The sequence below is a fragment of the Variovorax sp. PAMC 28711 genome (assembly GCF_001577265.1).
Lineage (GTDB): Bacteria > Pseudomonadota > Gammaproteobacteria > Burkholderiales > Burkholderiaceae_C > Variovorax.
Genome location: NZ_CP014517.1, coordinates 1,699,522 through 1,714,384, shown reverse-complemented (window position 1 = coordinate 1,714,384; position 14,863 = coordinate 1,699,522). Strand labels below are relative to the sequence as shown.

The window sequence follows — 14,863 nt, the reverse complement described above, 5'->3', positions numbered from 1 at the left end:
GGCTCCTTACGGCTTCGTGGCCGGAGCCGATGCGGCAGCCGAAGCAGCCGGTGCAGGCGCCGTGGCAGCCGAAGGCGCCTTCCACGGCACGGCCTTCACCGGCGCCCCGGGCGGCATCATCTGCAGCTTCTGGAAGCCGTCGACCATGACCTGTTCACCGGCCTTCAGGCCATCGAGCACGATCCACTGGTTGTTCTGCGCGGCGCTGATCTTCACCGTGCGCTTGCTGATCTTGCCTTCGGCATCGACCACCGACACCGTGTCGCCCTGCTGGGTGCGCGTCACGGCCTGCTGCGGGATGGCGATGGCGTTGTTCATCTGGGCTTGCTCGATGCGCACGCGCACGTACAGCCCTGGCAACAGGTCGCCCTTCGGGTTGGGCACTTCGGCACGCAGGGTCACCTGACCACTGGTCGGGTCGACCGTGAGATCGGTGAACAAGAGCTTGCCCGCCAGCGGGTATTCGGTGCCGTCTTCAAGCACCACGCGCACGCTTGCCGCGCCGGCGCTGTCGGCCTGCTTGAACTGGCCGTCCTGCATCGCGCGGCGCAGCTTCAGGACATCGGTCGCCGATTGCGTGAAGTTCACATAGAGCGGGTTGATCTGCTGGATCACGGCGAGCTCGGTCGCGTCGCCCTGGCCGACCAATGCGCCTTCGGTGACGAGCGAGCGGCCGATGCGGCCCGAGATCGGTGCTGTCACCGCGGCATAGCCCAGGTTGATCTTCGCGGTGGCCACCGACGCGCGGCCCACTGCCACGTCGGCGTCGGCCGCTTTGGCGGATGCAACGGCGTTGGCGTATTCCTGCTTGCTCACCGCGTTGGCTTCGACCAGCGGTTTGTAGCGGTCGGCCAGCGCCTTGGCGAGCGCGGCGTTCGCTTCGGCGCGCGCCAGCCCGGCGGCGGCGCTCTGCGCGGCGGCGGCGTAGGGTGCCGGATCGATCTTGAAGAGCGGCTGGCCGGCCTTCACATCGGTGCCTTCCTTGAACAGGCGCTCCTGAAGGATGCCTGCCGCACGGGCGCGCACTTGTGCGATGCGCGAGGCTTCCAGCCGGCCAGGCAGTTCGGTCACCAGGCCGACGTTGCCCGGCGTGGCCACCACGACGCCCACTTCGGGCGGTGGGGGTTTGCCGCCGGCACCGCCTGCACCGCCCGGCGCGCCACTGGCGGCCGGTGCCTCGCCCTTGCCGCAGGCGGCGAGGGACAGGAGCGCAGCAACGGCTGCAGCGGTGGCGGCAGCGCGCCACGGGTACGACGAACGGTGAGAAACATGCAAGACAGGCATGCGATTCCTTCGGGGGACAACGATAAGAGGGGAGGCGAACAACCGGCAGCGGCGCATCAACCATGCCGCCGTGCCAAGCGAACGGCAGGCCGGTAGTTTACATACATTCGTGGATGTATATTAGGCGACCGGTTCAACATCGGAATTTACCCACAAGGAGACAGTTTTGGTACGCCGAACGAAGGAAGAGGCCCTCGCCACCCGTCATCGATTGATCGATGCGGCCGAGATCCTGTTCCAAGCCCAGGGGGTTTCGCAAACCTCGCTGCAGCAAATCGCCGAAAGGGCGGGGGCAACGCGCGGCGCCATCTACTGGCACTTCAAGGACAAGGCCGACCTGTTCAACGCGATGATGGAGCGCATCACGCTGCCGATGGAGGATTCGATGCGTTTCAAGGGAACGGCCGAGCAAGACCCGCTGGCCATCATCGAAACCGGCATGGTCCATGCGCTCCGCCTCGTCACCGAAGACCCGCAGGTGCGCCGCGTGTTCGAGGTGGCTATGCACAAGGTGGAATACACGGGCGAGATGGCGTCGGTGCAGCAGCGCCACATCGAGGCACGTAACAGCTGCGTGGTCGATTTCGAAAAAGCGCTTCGTCTGGCAGCACGGCGCGCGCACCTCAGGCTGCCTGTGCCTGCCGCCACGGCGGCACAGGGGCTGCACGCCCTCATGAGCGGGTTGATCCAGAACTGGCTCCTCGACCCGCTGGCCTTTGCGTTGGTGAACGCGGGCCGTCGCACCTTCAATGTCTATCTGACGGGCCTCGGCTTCGAACGGCCCGGCCTGCGCGCCGACGTGCCGTTGTTGCCGCTGGCGCCGACGCCGGCCTGGGCCGGCTGCCATAAGCGATAATCCAAAGCTTCTCGTCGTATTTCAACGGATAGAATTCGGCCCTCCGAAGGCTGAGATCCTGGTTCGATTCCAGGCGACGGGACCAGATTCAAGGCGTGCGCAAAGCCTGTCATGGCGCAACAGTTTCGCCTGACGCCCTGCAGATTGCCCGCAGCGGCCCGGTCTGCCACCATGGCGCATGCCCTACCAACTCCACTACTGGCCCACCATCCAGGGCCGCGGCGAATTCGTTCGCCTCGCACTGGAAGCCGCGGGTGCCGACTACCTCGATATCGCACGGCAGCCGCCGGCCCAGGGCGGCGGCGAGGCGGCGCTCGGCCGCAGCCTCAAAGACCCGGCCGTTCCGCGGGCGTCGTTCGCGCCGCCGTTCCTGGTCGATGGCGACCTCGTGGTCGGCCAGACAGCGGCGATCCTGCTCTACCTCGGGCCGCGGCTCGATCTGGCAGGCGCCGGCGAGGCCGATGCGCTCTGGACGCACCAATTGCAACTCACCATCGCCGACGCGGTGGCCGAGGCGCACGACACCCACCATCCGATTTCGACCGGCGCGTACTTCGAGGACCAGCGCGATGCCGCCCTGCAGCGCGCCAAGGGGTTCCGCGAGGAGCGCATCCCCAAGTTCCTGGGCTGGTTCGAACAGGTGCTGCAACGCAATCCAACGGGCGACCGTCATCTGGTGGGCGACACGCTGACCTACGCCGACCTGTCGCTGTTCCAGCTCGTCGCCGGGCTGCGCTATGCCTTTCCCAAGGCCGCGGCGCGTGCGCTGGCCGACACACCGGCCGTCGCGAAGCTGCACGCGAACGTCGCGCGCCGGCAGCGTGTGCACGACTATCTGCAGAGCCCGCGCCGTCTCGCCTTCAACGAAGAAGGCATTTTTCGCCACTACCCCGAACTGGACGGCTGAGCGCGGCGCTCAGTCGTTGGGCTCGTCGGAATTCCGGAGCCGGAGGGCCGTGTCATACAGCGCATTGCGCGGCGCGCCAGTGATCTCGGCGGCGAGGCGGACCGCGCTTTTGACCGGCAGCTCTTCGAGCAGCAGCCGCAGCACGCGTTCGCCTTCGGCGCCGTCGTCGACCGCGACCGTCATCGGGTGCAGCACCAAGGCGAATTCGCCGCGCGTGCGGTCCTTGCCCGCCGCGAACCAGTCGGGCAGGGCGCTGGCCTGGACGGTGACGATTTCTTCGAACTGTTTGGTGAGCTCACGCCCGACGGTGATGCGGCGGTCGCCGAGCACCGCCAGCGCGCGCGCCACGCTTTCGATGCGGTGCGGCGCTTCGAGCAGCACCACGGCGCGCGTCTCGAACGCCAGCGTTTTCACCGCCGCATCGCGCTCGCCGGCCTTGGTCGGCAGGAAGCCCGTGAAGACGAAGGCGCTGCCGTCGTCGCCAGCGCCGGCCACCAGGCCGGCCGCACCGATCAACGTGGTCACGCTGCTGGCGCCGGGCAGCGGCAGCACGCGTTGGCCGGCTGCGCGCACGGCCGCCACCAGCCGCGCGCCCGGGTCGCTCACGCCGGGCGTGCCCGCGTCGCTCACATAGGCGATGCGCTCGCCCTGCGCGAGCCGCGCGACCACGGTTTGTGCCGCTTCGGCCTCGTTGTGCTGGTGCACCGCCAGAAGCTGGCCGTTCGGCCGGTCGATGCCGTAGGCGCGCAGCAGGCTCTGGGTGTGACGCGTGTCCTCGCACGCGACGGCGTCGACCATTTGCAGAACGTGCAGCGCGCGCAGGGTGATGTCGGCGAGGTTGCCGATCGGCGTCGCGACGACATAGAGCGTGGCCTGCGGATAATGCTGACCAGCCGCGGCTTCATGGGCAGCCGACAGGGCGGCGCCGAACGACGCGGCAGCGAATGTAGCCAATGGGTTTTCTCCAGAACAACAACAGAACCGCAGGGAGTGCGACAACAACGACGACCAAGCAGCGGGGCGATGCGGCGGAAGATGCCGCGCTCGCCCATCTGCAGGACGCGGGTCTCGTGCTGGTCGCGCGCAATTATCGAACCCCCGGTCGCGGTGGCGGCGAGATCGACCTGATCATGCGCGATCCGCGCGACGGCACGCTGGCCTTCGTCGAGGTGAGGCAGCGCGCGAGCGGCACCCACGGCGGCGCCGGCGGCAGCATCACGCATGTCAAGCAGCGGCGCATTGTGTTCGCGGCGCGCCATTACCTCGGTCGGCTGCGCAGCCTGCCCCCCTGTCGCTTCGACGTGGTGCTGGTCGAAGCCGGCACGATCGAGTGGCTGCAGGGCGCTTTCGACGCAGGCTGACGCACGGCGCTGCACCTTTTGTTTCACGACCCCCAGTTATCATCGCGGCCCAACATGCTTGAGCAACGCATACAGCAGCACTTCATCGACAGCGCCGACCTCAAATACCAGGCCGGCCCGGCGCTCAGCAAGCCGATTTCACAGGCGATGCAGGCGTTGCTGGCCTGCGTGACCAGCGGCGGCAAGGTGCTCGCCTGTGGTGCGGGCGTCTCAGGCTTGCTGGCGGCCCAGTTCGCGGCCCATTTCGTCGGTCGCTTCGAACGCGACCGGCCCGAGCTCGGTGCGATCGCGCTGCCCGGCGACGCCACCGACCCGCGCGCCGACACCCCTGAATCCGCCGACGCAGACCGCTTCGCACGTCAGGTGCGCGCGCTCGGCCAGGCCGGCGACGTGCTGCTGGCGATCAGCGCGAGCGGCCAGTCCGCTGCGGTGCTGGCCGCCGTGTCGGCCGCCCACGCGCGCGACATGACGGTGGTCGCGCTGCTCGGCAGCGCCGCTTCGAACGCGTCGACCGGTGCCGGCGCCATCGGCCGTGCGTTGCGTGAAACCGATGTCCAGGTCTCGGTGCCGCATGAGCGTGCGGTGCGCGTCCACGAAGTCCACCTCCTTGCGCTGCATTGCCTGTGCGACGGGGTGGACGCCCAATTACTCGGTGAACAGGAACCTTCCCCATGACGAACTCTCTTCTCTCGACGCCCCGGCGCTTCGCGCTCGCGCTCCTGACAGGCACCGCACTGGTGACCGCGCTTTCTGGCTGCGTGCCCCTGGTGGTCGGCGGTGCCGCCATCGCGGGCGCCGGCATGGTCGCGACCGACCGCCGCAGCTCGGGTGCACAGCTCGACGACCAGGGCATCGAACTGCGGGGCGCCGCGCGCATCCGCGAAATCGCCAACGACGAGATGAACATCACGATCGTGAGCTTCAACCGCCAGGTGCTGATGATCGGTACCGTCGGCAGCGAGGCCGACAAGCGGCGCGCCGAAGAAGTGATGCGCCGTGTCGACAACGTGCGCTCGGTGGTGAACGAACTGGCCGTCGGGCCGGGCAGCACCTTCCCGCAGCGCTCGAACGACACCTACCTCACCGGCAAGGTGAAGGCGTCGCTGCTCGACGCCAAGGACATCTTCGCGAACTCGTTCAAGGTCGTGACCGAGCGCGGCACGGTCTACCTCATGGGCATCGCGACGCGCCGTGAAACCGACCGCGCCACTGAGATCACGCGCGGCGTGAGCGGCGTGGACCGCGTGGTGCGGGTGGTGGAAATCGTCAGCGAGGCCGACCTGGCCGCCGCGACCCGCGAAGGCGGCACCGGCCCGGCGCCCGTGTCGAACGGGGCGGCGCCCGCACCGGCGATCCAGCCCGCACCGGCCTCGACCTCGCGCGTGCCGCTGCCGCCGATGGAGCCGCTGCCGCCCGTGACGACGACGCCGGTGCGCTGAGGCGCCTCGGTCCTTACTTCAGCCGGGTGATGAGGCTGGAGGTGTCCCAGCGCGTGCCACCGGCCTGCTGCACGTCGGCGTAGAACTGGTCGACCAGCGCAGTCACCGGCAGCCGAGCGCCGTTGCGCTTGGCTTCGTCAAGCACCAGCCCGAGGTCCTTGCGCATCCAGTCGACCGCGAAGCCGTAGTCGAACTTGCCGGCGATCATGGTCTTGCCGCGGTTTTCCATCTGCCAGCTTTGCGCAGCGCCCTTGCTGATGACGCCGAGCACGGCTTCCATGTCGAGTCCGGCGCGCTGGCCGAAGGCAATGGCCTCGCTCAGCCCCTGCACGAGGCCGGCGATGCAGATCTGGTTGACCATCTTGGCCAGCTGGCCCGCGCCGCTGTCGCCGAGCAGCGTGACGGCGCGCGCGAAGGCGTCGATCACTGGCTGCACCGCCGCGAAGGTGGCTGCGTCGCCACCGCACATCACGGTCAGCGCGCCGTTCTGCGCACCGGCCTGGCCGCCCGAAACTGGCGCATCGATGAACTGCAGGCCGAGCGCCAAAGCGGCTTTGGACAGCTCGCGCGCCACGTCGGCCGAGGCGGTCGTGTGGTCGACGAAAACGGTTCCCTTTTTCATGCCGGAGAAGGCACCGTCGGCACCCAGCACCACCGAGCGCAGGTCGTCGTCGTTGCCGACGCAGCAAAACACGATGTCGGCATCCGCTGCGGCTTCTCGCGGCGTCGCCGCTTGGCCGAGCTTGGCAACCGCGCCGGCCGCGGCAATCTCGGTCTGCCAGGCCGCGGCCTTGGCGGCGCTGCGGTTGTAGACCGTCACGCTGTGGCCCGCCAGCGCGAGGTGGCCGGCCATCGGATAGCCCATCACCCCGAGACCGAGGAAGGCGACCTTGCGAGATGGAACGAGGGTGTAGATTTTGGTGTTGAGGCTGCTCATGCCGCGAGCTTAGCGCGCGGCGTGGCGTCCTGCCTCAGACAATCGCGAAGTGCTCGGTGCCGGCGGACAGATCGGCGGATTTCGCGCGCCGGCTGTTCAGCTTGATCTGCAGGCGCAGGTCGTTGGCCGAGTCGGCGTTGCGAATCGCTTCTTCGAAACTGATCGCGTTGTTCTCGAACAGGTCGAACAGCGCCTGGTCGAAGGTCTGCATGCCGAGGTTCCGGCTCTTTCGCATGATCTCCTTGATCTCGCCGACCTCGCCCTTGAAGATCATGTCGGAGATCAGCGGCGTGTTCAGCAAAATCTCGACCGCGGCGATACGACCCTGGCCGTCCTCGGTCGGCACGAGGCGTTGCGACACCAGCGAGCGCAGGTTGAGCGACAGGTCCATCAGCAATTGCGCGCGACGCTCTTCGGGGAAGAAGTTGATGATCCGGTCGAGCGCCTGATTGGCGCTGTTCGCGTGCAGCGTCGCCATGCAGAGGTGGCCGGTCTCGGCGAAGGCCACGGCGTGTTCCATGGTCTCGCGATCGCGGATTTCACCCATCAGGATCACGTCGGGCGCCTGACGCAACGTGTTTTTTAGTGCAGCTTCCCAGCTGTCGGTGTCGATGCCCACTTCGCGCTGCGTGATCACGCAGTTCTTGTGCGGATGCACGAATTCGACCGGGTCTTCGACCGTCACGATGTGACCGTAGGAGTTCGCATTGCGCCAGTCGATCATCGCGGCCAGCGTGGTCGATTTGCCCGAGCCCGTCGCGCCGACCATGATGGTCAGGCCGCGCTTGGTCATGGCCACTTCCTTGAGCACCTGCGGCATGCCCAGATCGTCGATGGTGGGCAGTTTCGCCGGGATCGTCCGCATCACCATGCCGACCTTGCCCTGCTGCACGAACGCGTTCACGCGAAAGCGGCCGACGCCGGTCGGGGAAATCGCGAAGTTGCACTCCTTGGTGCGCTCGAATTCGGCGGTCTGGCGGTCGTTCATGACCGAGCGCGTGAGCGCCAGCGTGTGCTGCGCGCCCAGTGCCTGCCCCGACACCTTGGTCACCTTGCCGTCGACCTTGATGGCGGGCGGAAAGTCGGCGGTGATGAACAAGTCGCTCCCGTTGCGGCTCACCATGAGCTTGAGCAATTCGTTGATGAACTGGCTGGCCTGATCGCGTTCCATGAGGGTCCTTCAATCAACCGGGGAAGTTTTCGGGAATCTTGGCCTTGCCGCGTGCCTCGGCCGCGCTGATCACGCTGCGGCGTACCAGGTCGGTCAGGTTCTGGTCGAGCGTCTGCATGCCCTGGCCCTGGCCAGTCTGGATCGACGAATACATTTGCGCAACCTTGCCTTCGCGGATCAAATTCCGGATGGCCGGCGTGCCGAGCATGATCTCGTGCGCCGCCACGCGGCCCTGGCCGTCCTTGGTCTTGCACAGCGTCTGTGAAATCACCGCCTGCAGCGATTCCGACAGCATCGCGCGGATCATGTCTTTCTCTTCGCCCGGGAACACGTCGATGATCCGGTCGATGGTCTTGGCGGCCGACGAGGTGTGCAGGGTGCCGAACACCAGATGGCCGGTTTCGGCCGCGGTCATGGCCAGGCGGATGGTTTCCAGGTCGCGCATTTCGCCAACCAGGATCGCGTCCGGGTCTTCGCGCAGCGCGGAGCGCAACGCCGCCGCGAAGCTCAGCGTCATCGGCCCCACTTCGCGCTGGTTGATCAGGCACTTCTTGGATTCGTGGACGAACTCGATCGGGTCTTCCACCGTGAGGATGTGGCCGTACTCGGTTTCGTTGAGGTAGTTGACCATCGCCGCCAGCGTGGTCGACTTGCCCGAGCCCGTGGGGCCGGTCACCAGCACCAGGCCGCGCGGCTTGAGCGCCAGGTCGCCGAAGATCTTGGGCGCGTTGAGCTGCTCGAGCGACAGGATCTTCGAGGGAATCGTCCGGAACACCGCCGCCGCGCCGCGCGACTGGTTGAACGCGTTCACCCGGAAGCGCGCCAGGCCTTCGATCTCGAACGAAAAGTCGACTTCCAGAAACTCTTCGTAGTGCTTGCGGTGCGTGTCGCTCATGATGTCGTACACCATGGCGTGCACCGCCTTGTGGTCGAGCGCATCGACGTTGATGCGCCGCACGTCCCCGTGGACCCGGATCATCGGCGGCAGACCCGCCGAAAGGTGCAAGTCCGAAGCCTTGTTCTTGACGCTGAACGCCAGCAATTGGGTAATGTCCACAGGGGTCCTCGATGGATCGGTGACGTTTTGATACGATTTTGGTGATTATGACGATGATTGGTGACAACCTCCAACTAGTTCGCGCGCGGATCGTGACGGCGTGCACAGCCGCCGGTCGCGATCCGGCGAGCGTGCACTTGCTTGCGGTCTCCAAAACCTTTGCGGCGGAGGCGGTGCGCGAGGCCCATACCGCCGGCCAGCGCGCCTTCGGGGAGAACTACATCCAGGAAGGCGTGGCCAAGATCGAAGCCCTGGCCGACCTGCGCGCCGACCTCGAATGGCACTGCATCGGCCCGATGCAAAGCAACAAGACGCGGCAGGTGGCCGAACATTTCGACTGGGTGCACAGCGTCGATCGCCTCAAGATCGCGCAACGCCTGAGCGAGCAACGGCCGGGGGGTATGCCACCGCTGCAGCTTTGCCTGCAGGTCAATATCAGCGGCGAGGCGAGCAAGAGCGGCCTGGCGCCTGGCGAACTGGCCGAGGTCGCGCGCACCGTGGCGGCGCTGCCTCGCGTTCGGCTGCGAGGGCTGATGGCGATTCCCGAGCCGGCCGATACGCTCGATGCCCAACGCGCGCCGCACCGCGCCTTGCGTGAACTGATGGCGTCGCTGAACGCGCGGGGCCTGGCGCTCGACACGCTGTCGATCGGCATGAGCGCCGACCTGGAAGCTGCCGTGTCCGAAGGCGCCACCCTGCTGCGCATCGGTAGCGCCATCTTCGGCGCGCGGCCGTCGTTCACGCCGGCAACGGCGCCGGCTGCACCAGTGGCTTGAAGAATATCGTGGTGCCGCAGAGGCCGCCCTCCGGCCACAGCGCATAGCCAGGGATCGTGCCGCAGCGCTGCCAGCCCAGCGCGGCGTAGAGCCGTTCCGCGTCGCCGCCGGTGGCGGTGTCGAGCACCAGAAGCGACTTGCCCTCGCGCAGCGCTTCATGCTCGACGGCCTGCATCAGCCGCGCTGCCAGGCCTTGCCGGCGCACGCGCCGATGCACCAGCATCTTCGACACGTCGGCCCGGTGCAGCTGGTTGTCGGGCTGGGCCAGCACCAGGTGCGCGGTGCCGACGATCGTGCCCTGGGCGTCCTCGGCCACCAGCAGCACGCGGTCGCCCCGAGAGGCAGCGTCGGCCACCTCGCGCCAGAAGCGCTCGGCGCGGTCCAGCGCCAGCGGCTGCATGAAGCTGACCGACGCGCCGCCCGCCACGCAATCGCAGAGGACTTCCGCCAGCGCGCGGATCTGCGCGTCGTCGGGCGCCGCAAGGCGGCGGACGTGGATGTGATCGCTCATTGGATTGCCTTCGCGCTCCGCGCTGCGGTGCGTGCTTGCCTGGAGTGGCCCGGCGCACTGCTCTTTCGGCCGATGGGCGCCGATTCGTTCGCGATCAGCACCGCATAGCGAGCCGGCCGATCGGTCGGGTTGCGGTATTCGAGCGGCCCGTCGAGCCGCATGGCGAGGCAGTCGCCGGGGGTCAGCTGCCAGGTCTGGCCGCCGTGGCGGAGTTCAATCTTGCCCTCGAGCAGCCACACCTGCTGTTCGAGCACGGCATCGGGCCGGGCGCCTTCGAGCACCACGCGTTCGCCAGCCGGGAATTCGACCTCGACGATGCGCAGCGCCGAGGGGTGATCGGGCGGCGAGACATTGCGCCGCAAGTAGCCCGAGGCCGGATCGCGCCAGACTGGCTGCTCGCTGTGCCGCATCAGCGGACTGGGCGCGGCGCGCTCGACCTCGAACAGTGCTGCCAGCGCCAGCCCGAGGCCCGCGGCGAGGCGGTCGAGCACCACCGCCGTGGCGCTGGTTTCGCCACGCTCGATCAGCGAGATGGTGGAGCGGCTGACGCCGCTGCGCGCCGCCAGCGCTTCGAGCGACAGGCCGCGTTCGGCACGCAGCGCGGTGACGCGGCGTGCGATGCGCTGGTTGATGTCGTCTGCGGCCACGGATTTCTCTGTCATGTTGGAATTGTCCTCCAACATAATGGTTTAAATCGTCAACCCGCCGCTGGATCGATCTCCAGAAAACCATCGCCCGGCGTCAGCGGCGCATGCCGATAGCTCGCGGGCGTGCGGCTGAGCTTGACCGGCGAGCCGACACCGCGGTAGCCGCCTTCCATCTCCACCACCATGCTGCGGTGCGCCGTGTGCGGATGCGTCAATGCCGCGTCGACCGAGAGCACCGGCGCGGACGGCACGCCTGCAGCCATCAGCTGGCCGACCAGCGTGCGACCGTCGAAGTCGGCGAGTGCGGCCTCGAGCAGTTGCTTGAGCCCTTCGCGGTGTACCGAGCGCCCGCCCGCATGCCGGTAGCGCTCGTCCTGCGCCAGGTCGGGCAGGCCGATGCAGCGGCAGAAGCTTGCGAACTGCCCGTCGTTGCCGACTGCCACGAAGATCGTGTCGGTGCCGGTGGCCAGTGCGTCGTAGGGATAGATGTTGGGATGGGCGTTGCCGGTGCGCTGCGGCGTGCGGCCGTCGAGGAACCAGTTGGCCGCATGCGGGTGCAGCAGCGACAGGCCGCTGTCGTAGAGCGCCGCCTCGACGAACTGGCCTTGGCCGCTGCGTTGGCGCTCCTGCAGCGCGAGCAGCACGCCGATCACCGCATTGAGACCGGTCACCATGTCGACCACCGGAAGACCCACGCGCATGGGGCCGCCGTCGGCCTCGCCGTTGACGCTCATGATGCCGGTCATGGCCTGCACGGCCGCGTCGTAGCCGGGCAGCGCGCCCAGCGGGCCGTCGGCGCCGAAGCCCGACACGCGACACCAGACCAGGCGCGGGAAGCGCTTAGACAGTTCGTCGTAGCCGATGCCCCAGCGTTCCATGGTGCCGGTCTTGAAGTTCTCGATCAGCACGTCGGCCTCGGCCAGCAGCGCGAGCAATGCGCTGCGACCTTCCCCGGTGGACAGGTTCAGATGCTGCACGCGCTTGTTGCGGTTGAGCCCGTGGTAGTACGAAGCCACGCCGTCCTTGAAGGGAGGGCCCCAGGTGCGCGTGTCGTCGCCCTGCGGCGGCTCGACCTTCAGCACGTCGGCGCCGTGGTCGCCGAGGATCTGGCCGCAGTAGGGGCCGCCGAGGATGCGGGAGATGTCGAGTACGCGGATGCCGGCGAGGGCGCCGGGCGATGCGGTGAGGGGTGCGGATGCGGGTGCGGTCATGCGGAAGGTGTGTCCGAAGTCGAGTCAGGGGAGGCGGCGCGCGCCACGAGCTTGAAGGTGCCGGTGGCCAGCGCCAGCAGCGTGCCGCGTGCGTCGCGGGCCTCGCCGCGTACAAAGCACAGCGAACGGCCGCGCCGTTCGCAGAAGGCCGACGCGACGACTTCGCCACTGGCGGCTGTGACGAAGTGGAGCGTCATGTCGACGGTCACGACGCCAAAGTGGACGGGGTCGTGGGCGCGCGCAGCGCTCGCCAGCGTGCAGTCGAGCAGAACGGCCAGCGCGCCGCCATGCATGGCTCCGCGACTGTTGGTGTGCAACGCGTTGAACGGCATTCGCACCTGTGCCCGGTCATGGCCTATGGCCTCGCCGCGCAGGCAGAACACCTGTGCCAGCGGTATTGGCAGCCCGAACAGTTCGCCTGTCGCCTCGCTGTCGAACGAAGCGCTCATCGCCCCTCCACGACGCCGGCTGCGTGCAGTTCGTCAATCCGGACTTCGTCCAGCGCCGCCCATTGCGTCAGCACCTCGTGCGTGTGCTGGCCCAACTGCGGCGGCGCGCGGTAGTGCACCGGGCTATCGCTCATGTTGAGCGCACTGCGGAGGATGGGAATGCGTTGCCCGCTGGCATGGTCGACCTCCACCGTCATCTGGCGGTGCAGCACCTGCGGGTCGTCGAACACCTGGTCCATGGTGTTGATGCGCGTGGTCGGAACATGAGCCGCTTCGAGAAGTGGCAGCCAGTGCTCGGTGGTGTGCGCGGCGAGCAGCGGATCGATCTCCGCGTGCAGCGCGAGCCGCGAGACGACGCGCTGGCCGTTGGTCGCGAAGAGCGGCAGCGTTGCGAGCGCCGGGCAGCCCAGCACGTTGCACAGGCTGACGAACTGGCGGTCGTTGCCGGCGGCCACGACCAGCCATCCGTTGGCGGTCTTGAACACCCCCGAGGGCGCGGCGATGGGGTTGTTGTTCCCCTGGCGCGTCGGGGCTTGGCCGCTGAGCAGGAAGCCCTGTGCCAGGTGCACGTTGAAGGCGACGCTGGCGTCGAGCATCGCCGCATCGATGAACTGCCCGCGACCCGTGATACCTCGCTGGATAAGCGCGCCCAGCACCGCGACGCTGGCCTGGTAGCCGGTGACGAGATCAGTAGCGGGAATTGCCGTACGCATCGGCGCCGCACTGGGTGTGCCGTCGGGCATGCCACATGTGCTCATCATCCCGGTCATGGCCTGCATCACGAAGTCGTAAGCAGGGCGAGAGGCATAGGGGCCGTCCTGTCCGAAGCCGGTCACGGAGCAGTAGACGAGTCGGGGGTTGATGGTCTTCAGGCTGTCCCAGTCGAGCCCGTAACGGCGCAGGGTGCCGGCCTTGAAGTTCTCGACAAGCACGTCGCAGTCACTCACCAGCGTGCGCACCAGTTCGGCGCCCGCGTGCTTTGAGAAGTCGATGGCAATGGAGCGCTTGTTCCGGTTGCAAGCCAGGAAGAAGTTCGAGTCACGGCCGGGGCCTGGCGTCGGCGAGTCCAGTGCGACGCCCAGTTCGCGCGCGTCGTCGCCGCGGCCCGGGCTCTCAACTTTCACGACATCAGCGCCCAGGTCGCCCAAAAGCTGCGCGCACCACGGGCCGGCGAGCACGCGGCTCAGGTCGAGCACGCGCACGCCGTCGAGCGCACGACGCGGCGGCGTGGATGCGGACGCGTTCACTCGATCAAACCCTTGGCCCGCAGTCGCGCCACACGTTCCTTCTCGCGGGCCGAGGTCGCCAGCGCGTACTTGCGGTAGTCCTCCGGCCCAAGGTAGTTGACGGGCTGGTTCAACTGGTCGAGCACGCGCTGGCTTGCGGCGGAGTCCAGCGCCTTCTTGAAGGCGTCATGCACCAGCTTCACACGCTGGGGGTCCATCCCGGCCGGGCCGGCGATGCCGTAGGGTGAATCGATGGAGGTGTCGATGCCCAGCTCCTTGAGCGTCGGTATCTGGGGATAGCGCTTCACGCGCTGGGGCGTGAGCATCACCAGATAACGCATCTTGCCCGCGTCGATGTGCGGCACAGCCACGCCCGACAGCGGCGCGGCATCGATGTGTCCGCCGAGGATGGCGTTGGTCACTTCGGCATCGCCCTTGAACGGGATCATGTTGAACTGCAGCTTGGCCGCTTCCCCGATCTCGTCCATCACGATGCGCGGCGTGCCGACCGCACCGGTGGCGCCGACATTGATCTTGCCGGGGCGGCGCGCGGCGTCGGCTGCGAAGTCCTCCCAGGTCTTCCAGGGCGCGTCGGCCTTCACCGCCAGGCCGAAGGCGTAGTCGGATAGCAGGATCACATACGAGAAGCTGGTGGCCGGATCGAATGGCACCTTGTTGATGTACGGCTCGCGGTAGACCGACGCTGGCAGCACGCCGAGCGTGTAGCCATCGGGCATGGCGCGCGTCAGGGTGGCGGCCGCGTTGGTGCCACTCGCTCCCGGCCGGTTGTCCAGAACAACGGCCTGGCCGAGTGTTTTGCCCGCTTCCTCGGCAACGGCGCGCAGGTGCTGGTCGGTCGGGCCGCCCGCCGCATACGGCACGATCAGCGTCAACGGCTTCTGCGGATAGGTCTGGCCCGTGGCGGCGCCGGCACCGAGCAGGGCAGCGGCGGCCAGGAAAGCGGCGCCGGCGGCATGCAGGCGTGAAATTAACTTCATGGTTCTTGTCTCCTTGTTTCGAATCGAATGGGC

Annotated in this window: 17 protein-coding genes and 1 tRNA gene; 7 read left to right on the top strand and 11 right to left on the bottom strand. The window is 67.6% G+C overall.

What is annotated here, in order from left to right:
* Positions 1-6: 6 nt before the first annotated feature.
* Positions 7-1,284: an efflux RND transporter periplasmic adaptor subunit gene (locus AX767_RS08555; RefSeq protein ID WP_068630417.1), complete on the bottom strand. Its 1,278-nt coding sequence runs from the start codon at positions 1,282-1,284 to the stop codon at positions 7-9.
* Positions 1,285-1,450: 166 nt separating this feature from the next.
* Between AX767_RS08555 and AX767_RS08550 the strand changes: the two genes are divergently transcribed.
* From AX767_RS08550 to AX767_RS08540, 3 genes are all read left to right on the top strand, one after another.
* Positions 1,451-2,140, top strand: coding sequence for a TetR family transcriptional regulator (locus AX767_RS08550; RefSeq protein ID WP_082754917.1), 690 nt, complete (start codon positions 1,451-1,453; stop codon positions 2,138-2,140).
* 10 nt (positions 2,141-2,150) lie between these two features.
* Positions 2,151-2,225 (top strand) — tRNA-Arg (locus AX767_RS08545).
* 93 nt (positions 2,226-2,318) lie between these two features.
* Positions 2,319-3,047 (top strand): glutathione S-transferase, encoded by a 729-nt coding sequence (locus tag AX767_RS08540; RefSeq protein ID WP_068630415.1) that lies wholly within the window; start codon positions 2,319-2,321, stop codon positions 3,045-3,047.
* Positions 3,048-3,056: 9 nt separating this feature from the next.
* Here AX767_RS08540 and rsmI read toward each other — a convergent pair whose 3' ends face one another.
* Entirely contained in the window at positions 3,057-4,001 is a 945-nt protein-coding gene (gene rsmI / locus AX767_RS08535) for a 16S rRNA (cytidine(1402)-2'-O)-methyltransferase (protein WP_068630413.1), read from the bottom strand.
* On the opposite strand from rsmI, the gene AX767_RS08530 reads away from it, so the two are divergent.
* From AX767_RS08530 to AX767_RS08520, 3 genes are read left to right on the top strand one after another with little or no spacing between them, the layout of a single operon-like run.
* Positions 4,001-4,408, top strand: a complete 408-nt coding sequence (locus AX767_RS08530) for a YraN family protein (protein ID WP_068630410.1) — start codon at positions 4,001-4,003, stop codon at positions 4,406-4,408. The two genes, rsmI and AX767_RS08530, sit on opposite strands and share 1 nt — an antisense overlap.
* Before the next feature lie 54 nt (positions 4,409-4,462).
* Complete coding sequence (locus AX767_RS08525; protein WP_068630408.1) at positions 4,463-5,083, top strand: SIS domain-containing protein; 621 nt, start codon at positions 4,463-4,465, stop codon at positions 5,081-5,083.
* Positions 5,080-5,847 (top strand): BON domain-containing protein, encoded by a 768-nt coding sequence (locus tag AX767_RS08520; RefSeq protein ID WP_068630405.1) that lies wholly within the window; start codon positions 5,080-5,082, stop codon positions 5,845-5,847. Before AX767_RS08525 ends, AX767_RS08520 begins: the two co-directional genes overlap by 4 nt.
* Positions 5,848-5,860: 13 nt before the next feature.
* Here AX767_RS08520 and AX767_RS08515 read toward each other — a convergent pair whose 3' ends face one another.
* From AX767_RS08515 to AX767_RS08505, 3 genes are read right to left on the bottom strand one after another with little or no spacing between them, the layout of a single operon-like run.
* Positions 5,861-6,784 carry an NAD(P)-dependent oxidoreductase gene (locus AX767_RS08515; RefSeq protein WP_068630402.1) on the bottom strand — a complete coding sequence of 308 codons (924 nt, stop codon included), beginning with the start codon at positions 6,782-6,784 and terminating at the stop codon, positions 5,861-5,863.
* Positions 6,785-6,818: 34 nt separating this feature from the next.
* On the bottom strand, positions 6,819-7,955 hold the full coding sequence (locus tag AX767_RS08510) for a PilT/PilU family type 4a pilus ATPase (RefSeq protein ID WP_068630400.1): 1,137 nt from the start codon (positions 7,953-7,955) through the stop codon (positions 6,819-6,821).
* A gap of 13 nt (positions 7,956-7,968) precedes the next feature.
* On the bottom strand, positions 7,969-9,012 hold the full coding sequence (locus tag AX767_RS08505) for a type IV pilus twitching motility protein PilT (protein ID WP_068630398.1): 1,044 nt from the start codon (positions 9,010-9,012) through the stop codon (positions 7,969-7,971).
* A gap of 47 nt (positions 9,013-9,059) precedes the next feature.
* Between AX767_RS08505 and AX767_RS08500 the strand changes: the two genes are divergently transcribed.
* The gene (locus AX767_RS08500) at positions 9,060-9,788 is read left to right on the top strand and encodes a YggS family pyridoxal phosphate-dependent enzyme (RefSeq protein ID WP_068630396.1); all 729 of its coding nucleotides are present in this window, start codon (positions 9,060-9,062) and stop codon (positions 9,786-9,788) included.
* On the opposite strand, the gene AX767_RS08495 is transcribed toward AX767_RS08500, so the two are convergent.
* The 6 genes from AX767_RS08495 to AX767_RS08470 are packed head-to-tail and all read right to left on the bottom strand — an operon-like array spanning position 9,751 to position 14,830.
* Positions 9,751-10,299, bottom strand: coding sequence for a GNAT family N-acetyltransferase (locus AX767_RS08495; protein ID WP_068630395.1), 549 nt, complete (start codon positions 10,297-10,299; stop codon positions 9,751-9,753). The genes AX767_RS08500 and AX767_RS08495 overlap by 38 nt on opposite strands.
* Positions 10,296-10,961 carry a helix-turn-helix domain-containing protein gene (locus AX767_RS08490; protein ID WP_068633488.1) on the bottom strand — a complete coding sequence of 222 codons (666 nt, stop codon included), beginning with the start codon at positions 10,959-10,961 and terminating at the stop codon, positions 10,296-10,298. The genes AX767_RS08495 and AX767_RS08490 overlap by 4 nt, the downstream gene beginning before the upstream one ends.
* A 35-nt stretch (positions 10,962-10,996) precedes the next feature.
* Entirely contained in the window at positions 10,997-12,157 is a 1,161-nt protein-coding gene (locus tag AX767_RS08485; protein ID WP_068630394.1) for a CaiB/BaiF CoA transferase family protein, read from the bottom strand.
* Positions 12,154-12,606, bottom strand: a complete 453-nt coding sequence (locus tag AX767_RS08480) for a PaaI family thioesterase (RefSeq protein WP_068630392.1) — start codon at positions 12,604-12,606, stop codon at positions 12,154-12,156. Before AX767_RS08480 ends, AX767_RS08485 begins: the two co-directional genes overlap by 4 nt.
* Positions 12,603-13,853: a CaiB/BaiF CoA transferase family protein gene (locus AX767_RS08475; protein ID WP_068630390.1), complete on the bottom strand. Its 1,251-nt coding sequence runs from the start codon at positions 13,851-13,853 to the stop codon at positions 12,603-12,605. Before AX767_RS08475 ends, AX767_RS08480 begins: the two co-directional genes overlap by 4 nt.
* On the bottom strand, positions 13,850-14,830 hold the full coding sequence (locus tag AX767_RS08470) for a tripartite tricarboxylate transporter substrate binding protein (protein WP_068630388.1): 981 nt from the start codon (positions 14,828-14,830) through the stop codon (positions 13,850-13,852). The genes AX767_RS08475 and AX767_RS08470 overlap by 4 nt, the downstream gene beginning before the upstream one ends.
* Positions 14,831-14,863: the final 33 nt, after the last annotated feature.